General features: G+C 70.0%; 13 protein-coding genes. 8 read left to right on the top strand and 5 right to left on the bottom strand.

Features of this window, described 5'->3' with window-relative positions:
* Entirely contained in the window at positions 1–4251 is a 4251-nt protein-coding gene (gene fxsT, locus Ahu01nite_RS38735) for an FxSxx-COOH system tetratricopeptide repeat protein (protein ID WP_203841715.1), read from the top strand.
* 32 nt (positions 4252–4283) lie between these two features.
* Here the strand turns inward: fxsT and Ahu01nite_RS38730 are convergent, their stop codons facing one another.
* Positions 4284–6146, bottom strand: a complete 1863-nt coding sequence (locus Ahu01nite_RS38730; protein ID WP_203841714.1) for an aKG-HExxH-type peptide beta-hydroxylase — start codon at positions 6144–6146, stop codon at positions 4284–4286.
* A gap of 519 nt (positions 6147–6665) precedes the next feature.
* Positions 6666–7367 carry an NADPH-dependent F420 reductase gene (locus tag Ahu01nite_RS38725; RefSeq protein ID WP_239159489.1) on the bottom strand — a complete coding sequence of 234 codons (702 nt, stop codon included), beginning with the start codon at positions 7365–7367 and terminating at the stop codon, positions 6666–6668.
* 28 nt (positions 7368–7395) lie between these two features.
* Between Ahu01nite_RS38725 and Ahu01nite_RS38720 the strand changes: the two genes are divergently transcribed.
* On the top strand, positions 7396–8274 hold the full coding sequence (locus Ahu01nite_RS38720; RefSeq protein ID WP_203841713.1) for a DUF1932 domain-containing protein: 879 nt from the start codon (positions 7396–7398) through the stop codon (positions 8272–8274).
* Here Ahu01nite_RS38720 and Ahu01nite_RS38715 read toward each other — a convergent pair.
* Positions 8243–9190: an EamA family transporter gene (locus tag Ahu01nite_RS38715; RefSeq protein WP_203841712.1), complete on the bottom strand. Its 948-nt coding sequence runs from the start codon at positions 9188–9190 to the stop codon at positions 8243–8245. The genes Ahu01nite_RS38720 and Ahu01nite_RS38715 overlap by 32 nt on opposite strands.
* Before the next feature lie 39 nt (positions 9191–9229).
* Here Ahu01nite_RS38715 and Ahu01nite_RS38710 point away from each other — a divergent pair, with 39 nt between their 5' ends.
* Together Ahu01nite_RS38710 and Ahu01nite_RS38705 are read left to right on the top strand one after the other, a co-directional pair.
* A complete protein-coding gene (locus tag Ahu01nite_RS38710; RefSeq protein WP_203841711.1) occupies positions 9230–9751 on the top strand; it encodes a CGNR zinc finger domain-containing protein in 522 nt (173 codons plus the stop codon).
* A gap of 82 nt (positions 9752–9833) precedes the next feature.
* Complete coding sequence (locus tag Ahu01nite_RS38705; RefSeq protein ID WP_203841710.1) at positions 9834–10496, top strand: hypothetical protein; 663 nt, start codon at positions 9834–9836, stop codon at positions 10494–10496.
* Positions 10497–10532: 36 nt separating this feature from the next.
* Here the strand turns inward: Ahu01nite_RS38705 and Ahu01nite_RS38700 are convergent, their stop codons facing one another.
* A complete protein-coding gene (locus Ahu01nite_RS38700; protein ID WP_203841709.1) occupies positions 10533–11174 on the bottom strand; it encodes a ThuA domain-containing protein in 642 nt (213 codons plus the stop codon).
* A gap of 115 nt (positions 11175–11289) precedes the next feature.
* On the opposite strand from Ahu01nite_RS38700, the gene Ahu01nite_RS38695 reads away from it, so the two are divergent.
* Positions 11290–12303 carry an aldo/keto reductase gene (locus tag Ahu01nite_RS38695; RefSeq protein WP_203841708.1) on the top strand — a complete coding sequence of 338 codons (1014 nt, stop codon included), beginning with the start codon at positions 11290–11292 and terminating at the stop codon, positions 12301–12303.
* Here the strand turns inward: Ahu01nite_RS38695 and ispH are convergent.
* Positions 12286–13245 (bottom strand): 4-hydroxy-3-methylbut-2-enyl diphosphate reductase, encoded by a 960-nt coding sequence (gene ispH, locus Ahu01nite_RS38690; protein WP_203841707.1) that lies wholly within the window; start codon positions 13243–13245, stop codon positions 12286–12288. The two genes, Ahu01nite_RS38695 and ispH, sit on opposite strands and share 18 nt — an antisense overlap.
* A gap of 118 nt (positions 13246–13363) precedes the next feature.
* Between ispH and Ahu01nite_RS38685 the strand changes: the two genes are divergently transcribed.
* Genes Ahu01nite_RS38685 through Ahu01nite_RS38675 form a run of 3 tightly spaced genes read left to right on the top strand, consistent with a single transcriptional unit; the run spans position 13364 to position 16788 of the window.
* Entirely contained in the window at positions 13364–14776 is a 1413-nt protein-coding gene (locus Ahu01nite_RS38685; RefSeq protein ID WP_239159488.1) for a family 2B encapsulin nanocompartment shell protein, read from the top strand.
* A 9-nt stretch (positions 14777–14785) separates the two neighbouring features.
* Positions 14786–15928 (top strand): family 2 encapsulin nanocompartment cargo protein terpene cyclase, encoded by a 1143-nt coding sequence (locus Ahu01nite_RS38680; protein ID WP_203841706.1) that lies wholly within the window; start codon positions 14786–14788, stop codon positions 15926–15928.
* Positions 15820–16788, top strand: a complete 969-nt coding sequence (locus Ahu01nite_RS38675) for a geranyl diphosphate 2-C-methyltransferase (protein ID WP_239159487.1) — start codon at positions 15820–15822, stop codon at positions 16786–16788. The genes Ahu01nite_RS38680 and Ahu01nite_RS38675 overlap by 109 nt, the downstream gene beginning before the upstream one ends.
* Positions 16789–17051: the final 263 nt, after the last annotated feature.

Raw genomic sequence — 17051 nt, 5'->3', positions numbered from 1 at the left:
ATGGACAGCCCTGGCCTCGTGCCGGACGGCGCCCGGCCCGACTGGAGCCAGGTCGCCGACGCGGTGTGGCTGGCCGCGACGATCGCCGCCGGCGGCGGCCCGGTCCCTGTCCCGGAGCCACGCCACAGCGCCGCCACAGCGGAATCCGCGGGCGGCGAGGCGGGCCCGGGGCCTGTCCCGCGACCGGAGCCGGGGGAGTCCGCACCCCTGCCCCCGCTGGGCCCGTCCCGCGCACCGGGCAGCCGTCCCGGGCCGCACCTCGGGGGCCCCGCCGAGATCGAGGACACCGCGGACCTCAGCCTGCAGGGCGCCCTCCCGGCCGGCCAGCGCATCGCCCGGGTGCTCAACCCCTTCAAACGCCGGGTGTGGTCGGTCACCGAGAACGAGCCGGACGAGGAGGCCACCGCCGAGTACGCCGCCGACACCCGGGTGCTGCTACCCCGGTACCGCCCGGTGCACGAACGCTGGCTGAGCCTCGCGGTGATCGTCGACGACAGCCCCTCGATGGCGGTGTGGCGCCCGACGGTTGCGGCGTTGCGGCTGCTGCTCGAACGGCACGGGGCTTTCCGCTCGGTCCGCGCGTTCACCCTCTCCGGGACGAGCACACCGCGGCTACGCGCTCCCAGCGGCGGCTCGCGCAGCCCGGCTGAGCTCCTCGACCCGGCGGGACGCCAGCTGTTCCTGGTCCTCACCGACGGCCACGGTGAGCTATGGCGCGAACCGGCCGTGGACGCGATGCTGCGGCGGTGGGGCAGCTCCGGGCCGCTCGTGATCGTCAATCCGTGCCCGCGGCGGCAATGGCGCTCGGGCAACCTCGTGCCCCGCCGCTGCCGGCTGCGCGCGCCCCGCACGGTCGCCCCGAACAGCGACCTGCAGGTGAGCTTTCCCGGGGAGCTGCAGAACCCGTTCGACCCGCCCGTGCCGCCCGGCTCGCTCGCGGTGCCCATGGTGGAGCTGAGCCCGCGCTGGCTGAGCTGGTGGACCGGGCTCGTCACCGGACCGCCCGGCTGGCGTGACGGGCTCGCCTGCGTCGTGGACCCGGGCACCCCACCGGCTCCGGGGGAACCCGCCGAGCCGGCCGACCCCGTCACCACCGTCCTGCGGTTCCAGCGCACCGCGACACCGCCGGCGTTCCGCCTCGCGACGCTGCTCGCCGCCGCTCCGCTGGAGTTGCCGCTGCTGCACCACGTGCAACGGGTGCTGCTCCCCGGCTCCGCGCCGCACCATCTCGCCGAGGTGCTGAACGGGCCGCTGGTGCGTCGTGCCGACGCGGGCGGTACGTCGTTCGAGTTCGCGGACGGCGTACGCCAGGCACTGCTCTCCTGCGCCAGCCGCGACGACTCCGCCCGCGTGCTGCGGGCCACCGCCTCGTTCCAGCCCCACCGCGGCCGCGCCACCCTGGTGCTGTCCCAGGTCATCGACGCCCCCGACGCGGTGCCCGACATCGTGATCACCGATGCCACACTCCCCATGGCCCGCATCGAGCTGGCCGTCCTGAAAGCACTGTCCGGCCCGTACGCGATCCGCGCCGGTCAGCTCAGCGACGCCATCGACGCGTTCGAGATCCCGGACCGGCCGCCCCCGGCCGACGCAGAACCGGACCACACCGTTGGCGTGCCCGCCACGGACGCGGAAGGCGGTGACACCGTGGCAGCACCAGACGAGCCCGGCCGGTACCTCGGCGATCTGGACCTCGGCATCACGTCCGGCGAGGACCCGTTGTCCCTCGACGACATCTTCGAGGGGCACAGCTCCGACGAGGCGCCGATGGTCTGGGGCAACGTCCCGACCCGCAACCCGGTCTTCACCGGCCGCCGCGCGCTGCTCGAACAACTGGAACGCCGGCTGCAGACCCAGCACGTCGCGGCGGTGCTCCCGCAGGCCCTGCACGGCGAGGGCGGGGTCGGAAAATCCCAGATCGCCATCGAGTACGCCCACCGCCACCGCTCCGACTACGACGTCATCTGGTGGATCCCCTCGGAACGCCCCGCCCAGATCCTCGCGTCCCTGATCGAGCTCGGCGACCGCCTCGGCCTCGACGTCGGCAACGAGGTCGTCACCGCCATCCCGAAGGTGCGCGCGGCGTTGCGGGCAGGCACCCCGTACAGCAACTGGCTCCTGGTCTTCGACAACGCGGAGACCCCCGACACCGTCCGCGACTACCTGCCCGAGGCCGGCAGCGGCAAGGTCCTGGTCACCTCGCGCAACCAGGAGTGGAGCACGATCGCGGAGTCGCTCGAGGTGGACGTCTTCACCCGGGCGGAGAGCGTACGCCTGCTGAAGCTGCGCAACAGCAACCTCCCCGACACCGAGGCCGACCGTCTCGCCGACGCCCTCGGCGACCTTCCGCTGGCCATCGAGCACGGCTCGGCCTGGCTGCACGCCACGGGCATGTCGGTCGGCGACTACCTGCGCCTGCTCGACGAGAAACGCACCGAACTCAACCCCCGGGACCTGACCGCAGGGTACGAGATGCCGGTCGCCGCCGCCGCCAACGTGGCCCTCGACCGCCTGGCCACCGAGAACCCGGCCGCCCTGCAACTGCTGCAGGTCTGCTCCTTCTTCGCCCCGGAACCGATCGACCGCGACCTGTTCGCGGGCGTCCGCGACGCGATGGGCGCCGGCGAACTCGACGAGGTCCTGAAGAACCCCACCCGCCTCAACCAGGCCATCCGCGACATCCAGCGCTACGTCCTCGCCCGCATCGACCACCGCGGCAACAGCCTGCAACTCCACCGCCTGGTCCGCCGGGTCCTGCAGGACAGCATCCCTGACGAACAGCGGTCATTGATGGAGCATGGCGCGCACCTGCTGCTCGCTGGCGCCGGCGTAAAGCTGGGAGATCCCGCCGACCCCACCCAGTGGCTGCGCTACCAGGGCCTCGCCTCCCACCTGATCGCCTCCGGCGCCTGGGCCTGCGAGGACGACTGGACCCGCAGCGTCGTCGTCACCCTCGTGGAGTTCTACTTCCGCTGGGGCGACTACCCCAGCGGGCAGGAGCTCTCCCGCCGGGTCGTCGACGACTGGACTGTCCGGCTGGGCGCCGACCATGCCCAGACCCTGGCAGCGGCGAAGTGGCTCGGCTACTACTTGTGGCTGGAGGGCAGGTTCGCCGACGCTGCCACGATTCAGGAGGAGAGTCTGCGGCGCTATCTCAATACGGTCGGTCCTGAGGACGAGGGTTCGATCGACGCCATGAGTATGGTGACGACGACCCTACGGGCATCGGGCCTGTTCGCCGAGGCCCGGAACATGGACCTGAATGCTTTTCAGACCGCCCAGCGAACCCTCGGCAAAGACGACCCCGTCACGCTGCGGGCCGCGCACAATCTCGGGTGCAGCCTGCGGTTGACCGGCGAGTTCCGTACCGCACGCCAGCTCGATGCCGACACCTACCGGCGACGGATGGTGGTACTCGGCAACGATCATCCTGACACCCTGCGAACCCTGAACAATTTAACGATCGACGAACGCGAATGTGGAGAATATATCCGCTCCTGGCGGATGGTCGAGCGCGCCTACGTCCGTTATGTTCATCTGTTGGGTGTCGGTCATCGGGAGACCATCCGGGTCGCGCGCAATCTTGCGGTGGCGCGGCGCCGGGCCGGCGATCATGAAGGCGCTTACAAGCTTGCCGAGGACACCATGAACAGGTTCCGGGAACGGTTCGGGCCGACCCAGCCCGACACCCTCGCCGCGGCCCTCAATTTCGCCGTGGATCTGCGCGAGGCCGACGACCTGGTCCGGGCGCTGGACCTGGCCGACAGGACGGTGGAGGACTACCAGGAGACGCTCGGTGCGGAACATCCCTACACGCTCTATGCCCGGACGAATCTCGGGATCGTGCAACGGTTGCTCGGCCGGGTCGGGGAGGCCGAGCGCAACAACCGGGTCGCGTGGGAAACGCTTGAGCGGATCCTGGGGTCGAATCATGTCCTCACGCTGACGTGCGGCATCAACCTCGCCAGCGACCTGGCCGCGCTCGGCGATCACCAGGGCGCCTACGACCTCGACTCGACGCTGCTGGAACAGTGCCGGCAGCTGATCGGTGCCGATCATCCATCCACGCTCGCCTGTTCGCTCAATCTCTCGTTCGACCTGGAGCCACTGGGCCGGACTGAGGAGGGCGCCCGGCTGTATGGCGAGACGCTTGCCGCCTACGCCCGGGTGCTGGGGGACCACCATCCGGCCATCGTGGCGGCTCGTGCCCGGGTGCGGGCGAACTGCGACGTGGACCCGATGCAGTTCTGACCCGCCGGCGGCGGGGTCTCAGGCGGGTGGGGTCAGTGGTGGCCGGCGAGCGCCGGCGCGAGCCAGGTGGCGACGTCGGCGGGGTCGGCGTCCGCGTGCAGGCCGGCGTAGACCGCACGCACCAGATCGGGGCGCCGGCTGAGCGCGGTGGCGGCAGGGGTGTCGCCTGCCGCGGCCAGGCTGATGGCCAGCCCGGCCCACGCCCGCGCCTCGTCGTCGGGCACGTCGGTCCCGCTATCGAGGGCCGGGGCGGTCCGGCCGATCGCGCTGACGAACGCGGCCCGGGCGCTCGGCGCGTCCTGGGCGAGGAGGGCGTTCTCCCCGGCGATCAGGGGATCGGGGGACGTGCTCCCGCCGGCGGCCGCGGTGGTGAAGACCCGCCTGCGGGCCACCGCGGGGATGCGCTGGTCCCAGCGAAGACCGGCGTGTGGCCTGATCGCCGCGGGAACGGGGCTGAGCGGCTCGGCCGGCTCCCGTTCGGCCATCCGGCTGACCAGCTCGGTGACATCCTCCTGCCGGGGCCGGAAGTGCCGCAGCCGCCAGCCGATGCGGTGACTGTCCGCGGTGATCTCCGCCAGCCGGTCGATGCCGGGGTCGACGGCGTCGGCGGGTTCGCCCGACCATTGGTCGAGGCGGCTGCGCAGCCCCTCGAACAGCTGACGGCCCTGCGGTGTCAGGCCGGTCGAGGAGAGGGCGATCTCCACCGACTCGGCGGTCTGCCGGCGGGCGTACGCGTATTCGAAGGCGGCGAGGGCACGCTCGTCGCCGGTGGTGGTGTCGCGCCGGATCCGCCAGAACTTGGCAATGCCGAAGAAGGCGTAGATGCCCTGAACGAGCCCGGCCAGTGGCCGCGGATCGTCACGCCACGGCGCGTAGTAGAGCGAGCCGTCATCGGGCTTCGTCAGCGGGAGCAGATGGAGCAGGGCGCCGAGCGTGATGTGCTGGTACTCGTGGACGAGGGACACCGCCATCTCGACCACGTCGCGGGGAATGGAGAGCATGATGCTGCCGAACGCCTCGCCGTTCGACGCGCTGCGCGTCTCCCATCCGGGCTCGTGCTTGAGCGGCACGATCGAGACGACGCCCCCGGCCATCGCCTCGGCCTCGTGCCGGTAGTCGCGGCACAGCAACTCCCATGCGCCGACGATCAGCTCGCGCCACCGCTCGACGCCCGCGGTGTCCAGCCGGAGCGGGGGCACGGGATCCGCGAGGTCGCGCAGCGGATCGAGATCGTCGAGCCGCACCGTCAGCGGTAGATCACCACCGGTCCGGATGAGTCGCAGGGACCACCAGCCGACCGGCCCGGGCTCTGCATCGGATTCGTCGGAGGGAACGGTCAACTCGCGCCCGTCATCGCGCAGGCGGATGGTTCCACCCTCGGTGTGCGCTTCGACCGTGGGGGCCGTTGTGCCGTCGCCGAAACGCGCCATGCCGTGCGCCGGGATCATCACGTTGCCGTCGCGCAGTGGTAGCCGGGTCGACCAGGTGAGACCGGCTTTCGCCGTGGCGGCCAGGGCCAGGGCGTGCACCACGCCGAGGTCCAGCCATAGTGGTGCTTCGCTGCTGGTGCCGCCGCGCAGCCGCCTGAGGGCATAGGCGCAGCCGCTGCCGACCTGGGGGTCCAGCAGCAGCTCGCGAATCTTCTCCGGTGCTCTGCGCTGTGCCTCGGCCAGCGCCGCGAGAGCTCCGGTGATCTCGGGCAGTGGCCCGAGCTGATCCGGCCTCTTCTCGATCTCGGTCAGCAGAGTGCTGACCAGCAGCAGGCGCCGGCTTTCCTCGGTGGTCCAGAAATCCCGCGTTATCTGCGGCGAGCCCTCACCCCGGGCCAGGACAGCGAACGACGCCGCGGACAAGCTGTGCCGGACAACGTCGTCCGGCGCGTGGGACCGATCCATCTGGGATTGATCTTCTTCCGATAAATAGGGTGCCGTGGTCGAAGGAGTGGTCAGTCGGCGCGGCCGGGGGGACCGGAGCCGAGATTGATCCGGGGGCGCTCGACCTGGTTCATCAGGTCCTCCCGGAAAGGCTCCAGGGCATCGCGTGTTCGTCGCCGACACAGTTCATCGAGACCGAGCCCTCGCAGATCGGCGAGAACGGTCTCGATGGTGTCCGGAGTGATGTCCAAGGCCGTCCTCGAAACGGGAAAATTTGCGTATTGTACAAGGGTGATCCTAGATCAGTCCATTACGATCTTGGACAGACACGGCGGAGAAAACACAGGGAGTCTTCCGTGTCCGGGGGTGGCCAGCAAGCGACCCTGAATTCGCGCGTCGGCGTGCGCCGCGGGCAATTTCAGGGTCATTGAGCTGCTCGGTACGGCCAACGCCTCATGGGCGTTCGCAGTGATTCCAGAACGCATGATGAGTGATGTGACATATACCACTCGGTCGCCATGGCTGGGCGATGCGTCCGGTTCAGCGCTGTTTCCCCGGTGGCGTGGAGCGTGCCGCCATCACCGCGCGACCGCGTTCGGATCCGGGGAAACGGGCGATCATCGCGGCCAGGGTGGTGGCGTCGACGTTGGCGCCGAAGGGTTCTGTGCCGGGTTCGAGGCGGATGCCTTCGGGGAGGTTGCCGGCGGGGACCGGGTCGAAGCCGAGGTGGTCGATCAGGCCGGCGACGGTGGTGAGGTCGTCCGGGTTGTTGCCGGCGATGGCGATGGCCTTGCGCTTGGGGTCGCCGGCGGGGCGGGATTCCTGTTCGAGGTCGTGGTAGCCCATGTGGTTGAAGCCCTTGACGACCCGTGACTCCGGGAGGAAGGCCTGGACGAGTTCGCTCGACGACGTACGCGGGTCGGTCAGGTCGTCGCGGGGCCCGTCGACCTCCCACCAGTAGTTCATGGCGTCCACGACGATTTTGCCGCGCAGCTCGGCCACGGGGATCGTGCGGTACTTGCCCAGCGGCAGCGCCAGCACGACGAGGTCGGCCTGGGTGGCGGCTTCCGCGGCGGTGGCGACCACGGCGCCCGGCACCAGGACCTCGACGATCAGGGAGATCTTGGTGGCCGGGCCGGAGCCGGCGATGAGGACGCGGTATCCGGCTGCGACGGCGAGCCGGGCCAGTGCCGTGCCCACCTTGCCGGCGCCGAGGATGCCGATGGTGCTGATGGCTGTCACGGTCACCGAGGGTAGCAAGATGGCGGGCATGGACGATCAGCGAACGACGGTGGCCGTGGTGAGCCCGGGGTACATGGGTGCGGGGCTCGGCGGGGCTCTGCGGGCGGGTGGTGCCCGGGTGGTGGCGACGGTGGCGGGGCGGTCCGCGCGGACGGGGCGGCTGGCGGGGCGGGCCGGGCTGGAGTTGCTGCCGACGCTCGACGATGTCGTTGCCGTGGCGGACGTGGTGCTGTCGGTGACGCCGCCGGGCGATGCGATCGATGCTGCCGTGGCGATCCGGGCCGCCGCGGATCGGGCCGGGGTGGCGCCGGTGGTGGCTGATCTGAACGCGGTGTCGCCGGCGACGATGGGGCGGATCGCGGCTGAGCTGAAGGGTCTGGTTCTGGTCGACGGGTCGATCTCGGGGCCGCCGCCGAGCGCGAGGCCCGGTGCGCGGGTCTATCTCGCCGGGGAGGGTGCGGACGTGGTTGCCGGGCTGCCGTGGGCGGGGCAGGTCGAGCCGGTGGTGCTGGCGGGCGCGGTGGGGACGGCGAGTGCGCTCAAGATGTGTACGGGTGGCGTCTACAAGGGTCTGACCGCGCTGATCACCCAGGCTATGCGGACTGCGGGCGCTTACGGCGTACTCGACGCTGTGGTTGATGATCTGGCCCGTAACGGCCTTGCGCAGACCGCAGGGGTTGCGCGGTCGGCGACCAAGGCGGGGCGTTTTGTGGACGAGATGCTGGAGATCTCCGCGACCCAGGAATCGGCCGGGCTCACTCCTGATGTGTACGCCGCCATAGCGGCCGTCTACCGAGATGTCGCAGGCACTCGGCTGGCCGGCGCCGACCCGGAGCAGGAGCGTGAGCTGACCGCCGCCGAGGTGGTGGCGCTGCTCAGCCGGCCGGTGGGGGATCGCCCAGCTTGACCAGGACGACGCCGGCGATGATGAGCAGGCCGCCGGCGACCTGGGCGGTGCCGGGGAGCTGGTCGCGCAGCAGCCAGGCGAACAGCACGCCGGCGACGACCTCCAGCAGGGCCACGAACGACGCGACCCGGGAGCCGAGGCGGCGGCTGGCGACGATGCCGGCGATGTAGGCGAGGGCCGCGGTGACGAAACCCAGCAGCAGCAACGGGATCCACCAGGCGACACTGCCGGTCGCGTACGCCGCGGGCCGGGTGCTGGCGTGCATCGGCAGGACGCCGATCAGGGCGAGGGCGCCGAGGGCCAGCGCTCCGATCGTCAGGCCGGCCCCGGCGAGGGCGACCGGTGGCAGGCCGTTGCCGGTGTCCGCCGAGATCAGGAAGTACGACGTGGCGCCGACCATCGCGGCCAGCGACCAGGCGACGCCGGCCCACGCCAGGTCGGCGCCGGAGAGCAGGTCGAGCACGAGGACCAGGCCGAGCGCGGCGAGGCCGGCGCCGGCCACGGTGAGCCGGGTGGGCCGCTGCCCCTGGCGGATCCACAGCCAGGCGACCACGGCGGCGGGTGCGGTGTACTCGATGAGCAGCGCCGGTGCGACGTCCATCGTGGCGACCGCGGCGAAGTAGCAGAACTGCGCGCCGGCCGTTGCGAGCAGGCCGTAGAGCAGCACCTGACGGGCATGGGTGCGCAGCTTGTGCCACTGCCCGCGCATCGCCAGGGCCCCGAACGGCGCGACGACGACGGCGGCGATGCCGATCCGGGCCAGGACGACCGCGCCGGGACTCCAGCCGGTGGCGAACATTCCGCTGGCGAGCGGCCCGGACAGCCCGAAGGAGGCCGCCGAGACGACGGCGAGCAGCAGCCCGGCCGCCGTACGGCTGCGGTGTGCGGAGGTGATGTCATCGGCCAACTGCGTCATAGACCATGACGCTAGGAGTCGTCGGCGTAATATGTCAAGGTGCTCTTTGCCTATGACACCGAGTGCTCCCTGCGAGCGGCCGTCACACTGGTCAACACCGCCTTCGCCACGACCGCCGACGTGGACACCTGGTACGCCCACCACGAATACACCGGCCGCCGCGACCGCGACGCCGCCGAGCTCGCCGCCCTGAACGCCCTGCGACCCGCCCTGCGCGACCTGCTGACCAGCGACCGCGACCGCGCCGCGACCCTGGTCAACGACCTGCTCGCCCAGGCCCCGGCCAGCCCCCGCCTGGTCCGCCACGGCGACCTCGACTGGCACGTCCACGCCATCGCCGACAATGCCCCCCTCGCCGCCCGCGTCACCGTCGAGACCGCCATGGCGATGATCGACCTCGTCCGCGCCGACGAGGTCTCCCGCCTGTCACAGTGCACCGACGACACCTGCGACAACCTCGTCATCGACCTCACCCGCAACCGCTCCCGCCGCTTCTGCAGCACCGCCTGCGCCAACCGCAACGCCGTCGCCGCCTACCGCGCCCGGGCCAAAAAGGGCTAGCCGGAACGAGGGCGCCGAGCCGTTAGGGGATCGGCCCGAACGCCGCATGCCGTCCGCGTCGCACCTCGAAATAATCGACGGCGTGGCGGACATCGGATCGATCATCGTAGGAGTTCTCGTCGGTGCGGCAGGAAATTATGCCGCCGCCGAGGTGTACGGATTACGGAAGAAGCTCGCGGAAAGACTTCAGGGGGACAGTGCCTGGGAGGACTTCGCGGCCGACCCCGCCAATGGCATGGCTCAGCAGCGTCTCGTCGCCACGATCAACCGGGTCGCCGGCACGGATCAGGGGTTCGCCAGGAGCCTCTCGGCGTGGACCGGCACGGGTTCCGGGACAACCGCGACGAGCGGCGGGATCGCGTTCGGCGGCAACGTCGGTGACCACGCCACGGTTGTCAGCCACAGCAAGCGCGTGCATATCGGCAACAGGACCTACCCGCTTGGCGGCGTAATCGGAGGGGTGCTCATCGCCCTCGCAGTCTTCGCCGGGCTGATCTACGGCGGGTATCGCGCGGTTGGCGGCGTCATGGCGGACGTGACCGGTGGGTCGCTCTCAGCCGGGTCCACGTGCCAGGAGTTCATGGAGAGCGCGCCGGAGGTCCGCGATCAGGCCGTCCGCAGTATTGCCACCGAAATGGGGAAGAAGCTGCGCACCTTCGATCGGTTGAACGTCGAGTCCACGTGCGGTGAGGTGCCCGCCCAGACCCTCGGCGACGCGATCGACCGCACGATGCCGGACGCCTGATCAGCCCGCCACCTGCCGCGCCCGCGCGAAAGAGCGCTAGCCCGCTGCCCAGAGCAGGCCGCGTTCGGTGATGGTGCGGGTCTGGGGTAGCTGGAGGTCGGCGGGGGAGTGGCCGAGGGTGTTGACGAAGACGCGGCCGTGGCCGAAGTGGCGCAGCCAGACGACCGGCATCACCGCGCCCGCGGTTTCCGGGGCGTCGTGGGCGCCGGTGAACGTGGTGGTGGCGAGGACCTCGAGGGTGGGGTCGACGTGGCAGTAGTACTGCTCCGTGCGTACGGAGAAGTCGGTGATGTCCTTCATGATGGGGTGGGCGGCGGTGACGTTGACGTCGTAGTCGACGAATTCGCCGGGGTGGCACAGGAAGCGGCCGCCGATCATGAACTGGTAGTCGCGGGCCTCGTAGGCGGTGGCGACGATGCCGCCGTGCCAGCCCGCGAAGCCCGCTCCCGTGCGTACGCGATGGACCAGGTTGTGTTCCTGCTCCTCGGTGAGGGTGCCGCCGGTCCAGCACTGCACGATCAGGTCCGCACGATCCAGAAGACCTTCATCCTCGTACGCCGTGAGCGTCTCCGCCACCTCGACGCTCGCGCCGTGCCCGCGCAGGAAGCCGATGAACAGTTCCGTGCAGGCGACCGGTTCGTGCCCTGCCCAGCCGCCGCGAACCACGAGTGCCCTCATGATCCGGGGAGCCTAGTCGTTGCGGGGGAGTGCCGCTCCCATGATGAGTGCTCCGCTGCCGCGCGGGCCGGGGCGGGCGCATCGTGAGGGGAACCGCGACGACAGGAGGCAGCTCATGCAGTACCGCACGCTCGGGCGTACCGGGATCAGGGTCAGCCCTTATGCTCTCGGCGCCATGATGTTCGGCAGGGCGGCCGGGGTCGGCAACCCCGACCACGACGACGCGATCCGCATCATCCACAAGGCCCTCGACGCGGGGATCAACGTCATCGACACGTCGGACGTGTATTCGTACGGCGAGTCCGAGGAGATCGTGGGGGAGGCGCTGCGGGGGCGCCGGGACAAGGTGGTGATCGCTACCAAGTTCGGGCGGCCGATGAGTGACGATCCCAACGAGCAGGGCATGTCCCGGCGGTGGATCATGGCCGCTGTCGAGGGGTCGCTGCGCCGGCTGGGGACCGACTACATCGACGTCTTCCAGGTGCACCGGCTCGATCCCGGAACCGACATCGAGGAGACGCTCTCCGCGCTGACCGACCTGGTGCGCAGCGGGAAGGTCCGGGCGGCCGGCTCGTCCAACACGCCCGTGTCCGAGATCGTCGAGGCGCAGTGGTCGGCCGAGCGCCGCGGTCTCGAGCGGTTCCGCACCGAACAGGTCGCGTATTCGATCCTGAACCGCGGCGTCGAGAGCGAGGTGCTGCCGGTCGCGCAGCGCTACGGGATGGGGACGCTGATCTGGGGTCCGCTCGCGCAGGGCACGCTTACCGGGCGCATCCGCAAGGGACAGGAGACCGACCTGCGCCGGGGTGCCTTCTTCAAGCACATCGCCGACGAGCGCCGCCTCGACGTCGTGGAGCAGCTCGTCCCGCTCGCCGAGAAGGCGGGCCTGCCGCTCACGCATCTCGCCATGGCGTTCGTGACCGCCCATCCCGGTGTCACGAGTGCCCTGCTCGGTGCGCGGACGATGGAGCAGCTCGACGATCTGATCGCCGGCTTCGACGTCACCCTGACCGGCGAGATCCTCGACCGGATCGACGAGATCGTCCCGCCGGGCACCGACGTCGGCCGCCTCGACCAGGACTACCGCACACCGCCGCTGCTGGACGCGGGGCTACGGCGCCGGGCGTAATGCCGGCGGAAGGACGAACGTGATCGTCTCCTCGCTCGTGCGGTGCTCGGTCACGGTGAGCGGGCCGAGTCCGGCCAGGGCGGTGACGAGCTCATCGACCAGGTGCGGGGGCGCGGACGCACCCGCGGTCACGCCGATCGTCCGGGCATTCACCAGCCATTCCGGGCGTACGCGGGAAGCGTCCTCCACCAGGTGAGCGGGAGTGCCACGCCGGGCAGCGACCTCGACGAGCCGTTGCGAGTTGGACGAGTTCGCCGAGCCGACCACGAGCACGAGGTCGCACCGGTCGGCGATCGCGGTGACAGCTTCCTGACGGTTCGTGGTGGCGTAACAGATGTCGTCGGTGTCCGGGCCGGCCAGCCGGGGGAAACGGTCCCGCAGGGCGTCGATCACGGTGCTGGTCTCGTCGGCGGCGAGCGTGGTCTGGGTCAGGTAGGAGACGCGGCCGGGATCGGCGACGGCGACGGCGCGTGCCTCGGCGGCGTCCTGGACGAGCCGGATCTGCCCGGGGATCTGGCCCAGGGTGCCCTCCACCTCGTCGTGCCCGTCGTGGCCGATCAGCAGCACGGTGTCGCCGCGGGCGGCGTACCGGCGGGCCTCGCTGTGGACCTTGGTGACCAGGGGGCAGGTCGCGTCGACGACGTCGAGGTCGCGCCGGCCCGCCTCGGTCCGGACGGCGGGGGCCACGCCGTGCGCGGAGAACACCACCGTTGAGCCGTCGGGTACGTCGTCCAGCTCGTCGACGAAGATCGCGCCGCGGTCCTGCAGGCCGGCGACGACGTGGGCGTTGTGGACGATCTGACGGCGTACGTAGACCGGGGCGCCGCGCTGCCGCAGCACCTGGTCGACCATGTCGATCGCGCGTTCGACGCCGGCGCAGAACGAGCGGGGTGCGGCCATGACGACCGTGCGGGCGATGCCGTCGGGAACCAGGGCTTCCATGATCAGGAGCCTAGGTGCTGAAACGGCTCAATTTACGCGAAACCCGACAAACGGCTGAGAAGGGTGGGATAGAACTGGCCTTGATCAAGACAAACCCGACGAAACGGGGTTTTCATCCGTGGTCAGTCCAGTGAAGTCCGAGATCCGTGACGAAGAAGTCGACAAGAAGCACAAGCAGAGCCTGAGCACGGCCGCCGCCCGGAACCTGACGCACACCACCAAATCCGTCCCGCAGATGCAGGAGATCAGCTCCCGGTGGCTGCTGCGCTCGCTGCCGTGGGTGCAGGTGTCCGGCGGCACCTACCGGGTGAACCGGCGGATGACCTACCGCCTCGGCGACGGCCGGCTCACGTTCACCAACACCGGCTCGGTCGTCCAGGTCGTCCCGGCCGAACTGCGCGAGATCCCGGTCTTCGCCGGCGTCGAGGACGACGAGATCCTGCGCTCCATCGCCGACCGGTTCCAGCAGCAGGAGTACGAACCTGGCCAGGTCCTGGTCGAGTTCGGCTCAGTCGCCGACCACCTCTGCCTGATCGCGCACGGCAAGGTCGACAAGATCGGCGTCGGCTCGTACGGCGACCCGGTCAGCCTCGGCGTCCTCGCCGACGGGGAGAAGTTCGGCGAGCAGGTCCTCGTCGAGGACCAGGCCATCTGGAACTACACGGCCAAGGCGATGACCGCGGTCACGCTGCTCGTCCTGCCCCGCAGCGCGTTCACGGAGCTGACGGCCCGCAGCGAGTCACTGCGGTCGCACGTCGAGCAGTTCCAGGCCAAGTCGCGCCGGCCGCAGAACAAGCACGGCGAGGCGGAGATCGCGGTGGCGGCGGGCCACACCGGCGAGCCGGTCCTCAACGGCACGTACGTCGACTACGAACTCACCCCGCGTGAGTACGAGCTGAGCGTCGCCCAGACCGTCCTGCGCGTCCACACCCGGGTCGCAGACCTCTACAACGAGCCGATCAACCAGATGGAGCAGCAGCTGCGGCTCACCATCGAGGCACTGCGCGAACGCCAGGAGTACGAGCTCGTCAACAACCCCGAGTTCGGTCTGTTGCACAACGCCGACCTGCGCCAGCGCATCCACACCCGCAGCGGCCCGCCCACCCCCGACGACTTCGACGAGCTGCTCAGCATGCGTCGGGGCACCCGCTTCTTCCTGGCCCACCCCAAGGCGATCGCCGCGTTCGGCCGGGAATGCACCAAACGGGGCATCTACCCGCCACCGGTCGAGAAGGACGGTCACACCGTCCCCTCGTGGCGCGGCGTGCCGATCCTGCCGTGCGGCAAGATCCCGGTGAACGCCAACCACACCACGTCGATCATGGCCATGCGGATCGGCGAGGACAACCAGGGCGTCGTCGGCCTGCACCAGACCGGGCTGCCCGACGAGTACCAGCCCGGCCTCAACGTACGGTTCATGGGCATCACCGAGCAGGCGCTCATGTCGTACCTCGTCAGTGCCTACTACTCGGCCGCGGTGATGGTCCCGGACGCGCTCGGCATCCTCGACCATGTCGAGCTGTCCCACTAGCGGGCCCTCGTGAGCCTTTCGCACACGATCATCGCGGATCTGCGCGGTGCCCCACCTGGCGACCTGGGGCGTCTGCTTCCCACCGGTCTGGGTACGTCAGCCGCGCGCGCGTTCCTGAAACCGTTCCACGCCGCCGACGACGAGCTGTTCTGCCCCGGGGCACTGCGCGAGGACGTCGCCCTCGGGGATTTCGTCAACGAGCAGGTCGTCGCGTGGGCGGACCAGGTCGGCATCTACTCCGGACGCCTGGAGAAGCTGCGCGCCTGCGGCTTCGGGCGGTTCATGATGCTCGCCCACCCCGGGGCCCTCGACGCCGACCGCCTGGTCGCCGCCGCCAAGTGCCTCGTCGCCGAATGGGCGGCCGACGACTACTACGTCGACGAGGTGGAACTCGGCGCCGACCCGATGCAGGTCGGCTCGCGGCTGGCGAACCTGCACGCCGTCACCGACCCCGCGCAGCTGCCCCGGCGCTACGCCGCCGACATGGACGACCACCACCGGCTCCAGCCGATCTCGGTGGCGTTCCGCACCGCGATGGAACACCTTTCCCGGTACGCGTCGATCACGCAGATGGGCCGCTTCCAGCACCAGATGGCGACGCTGTTCCTCGCCTGGACCCAGGAAGCGGACTGGCACGCCAACCGCCGCACCCCACCGGTCTGGGAATACCTCGTGCAACGGCACCTCAACAACTACCTCCCGCCGATGATCCTCGTCGACGTCCTGGCCGGTTACGAGGTCCCGGCGCAGGAGTTCTACCAGCCCCTGGTCCGCCAGGCGTTCACCACCGCGGGCAACGCCGCAGTCCTGATCAACGACCTGTACTCGGGCGCCCAGGAATCCGAGAACGACTTCAACCTGCCCACCGTCCTCGTCGCCAACGAGGGCCTGACCCGCCACGAAGCCGTCCTGCGCACCGTCGAGATCCACAACGAACTCATGCACACGTTCGTCGGCCTCGCCACCCAGCTCAGCGCGACCGGCAGCCCGATGCTCCGGCGCTTCCTCGCGGACACCTGGGCCTGGCTCGGCGGCAGCCGCCAATGGCACGCCACCTCCGGCCGTTACCACTCGGCACCGTCGTCACCCACGTCACCGTCGTCACCCACGTCACCTTCGTCATCCACGTCACCTTCGTCAGCAAGGAGCTGATCATGACCACCACGTTCGAGACGCCCGTCCTGCGTACGCACTTCGAGAAGTCCGTCGCCGCCTACTGGAACACCAACCAGGAAGACCCGGTCAACCTGCGCCTCGGCGAGGTCGACGGCCTGTTCCACCACCACTACGGCGTCGGCGGCTACGACCCGTCCGTCCTCGAAGGCCCCGCCGAGACCCGCGACCAGCGAATCATCAACGAACTCCACCGCCTCGAAAGCGCCCAGGCCGACCTCCTCCTCGACCACCTGGGCCCCCTCGGCCCCGACGACAAGGTCCTCGACGGCGGCTCAGGCCGGGGCGGCACCAGCATCATGGCCAACCGCCGCTTCGGCTGCGAGGCCGACGGCGTCTCCATCTCCGAATACCAGGTAGGTTTCGCCAACGACCAGGCCGCCCGCCGCGGCGTCTCCGACAAGGTCCGCTTCCACTTCCGCAACATGCTGCAAACAGAATTGCCCACGGCCTCCCGCCAGGCAATCTGGACGAACGAGACGACAATGTACGTCGACCTCGGCGACCTCTACCGTGAATTCGCCCGCGTCCTCGACTTCGGCGGCCGCTACGTCTGCATCACCGGCTGCGCCAACGACGTCACCGGCCTCCGCTCCAAAGCGGTCAGCAAAATCAACGAGCACTACACCTGCGACATCCACCCCCGCAGCGCATACTTCAAGGCCCTCGCTGAAAACGGCCTCGTCCCGATCAACGTCGTGGACCTCACCGCCGCCACCATCCCGTACTGGCAACTCCGCGCCAAGTCCTCAGTAGCCACCGGCATCGAAGAGGCCTTCCTCACCGCCTACCAGGAAGGCAGCTTCCACTACCTCCTCATCGCCGCCGACCGGGCCTGACCCGCCCCTGAGAGCGTGGCCGGCCCGGACCGGCCGGCCACGCTCATCCTTCGGATCGGTTGCGGCTGATCAGGCCTATGGCTGAGTGCCGGAGCCAGGGGTGCCCGAGGGCGATAGCGCGCCCTGGCAGATGTCGGCCTGACCGCACCCGGGCTGCGTGGCTCGATATTGCGTCGAGGTCCCTTTTGCCGCAGCTTCCTACGGCATTTCCTGTCAATTTCGGGTAGTTATTTCCCGGCCCGGAAGTTGTCGTATGACGTGTG

The sequence above is a fragment of the Winogradskya humida genome (assembly GCF_016862215.1).
Lineage (GTDB): Bacteria > Actinomycetota > Actinomycetes > Mycobacteriales > Micromonosporaceae > Actinoplanes > Actinoplanes humidus.
This window is presented reverse-complemented; position numbering and strand designations above follow the sequence as displayed.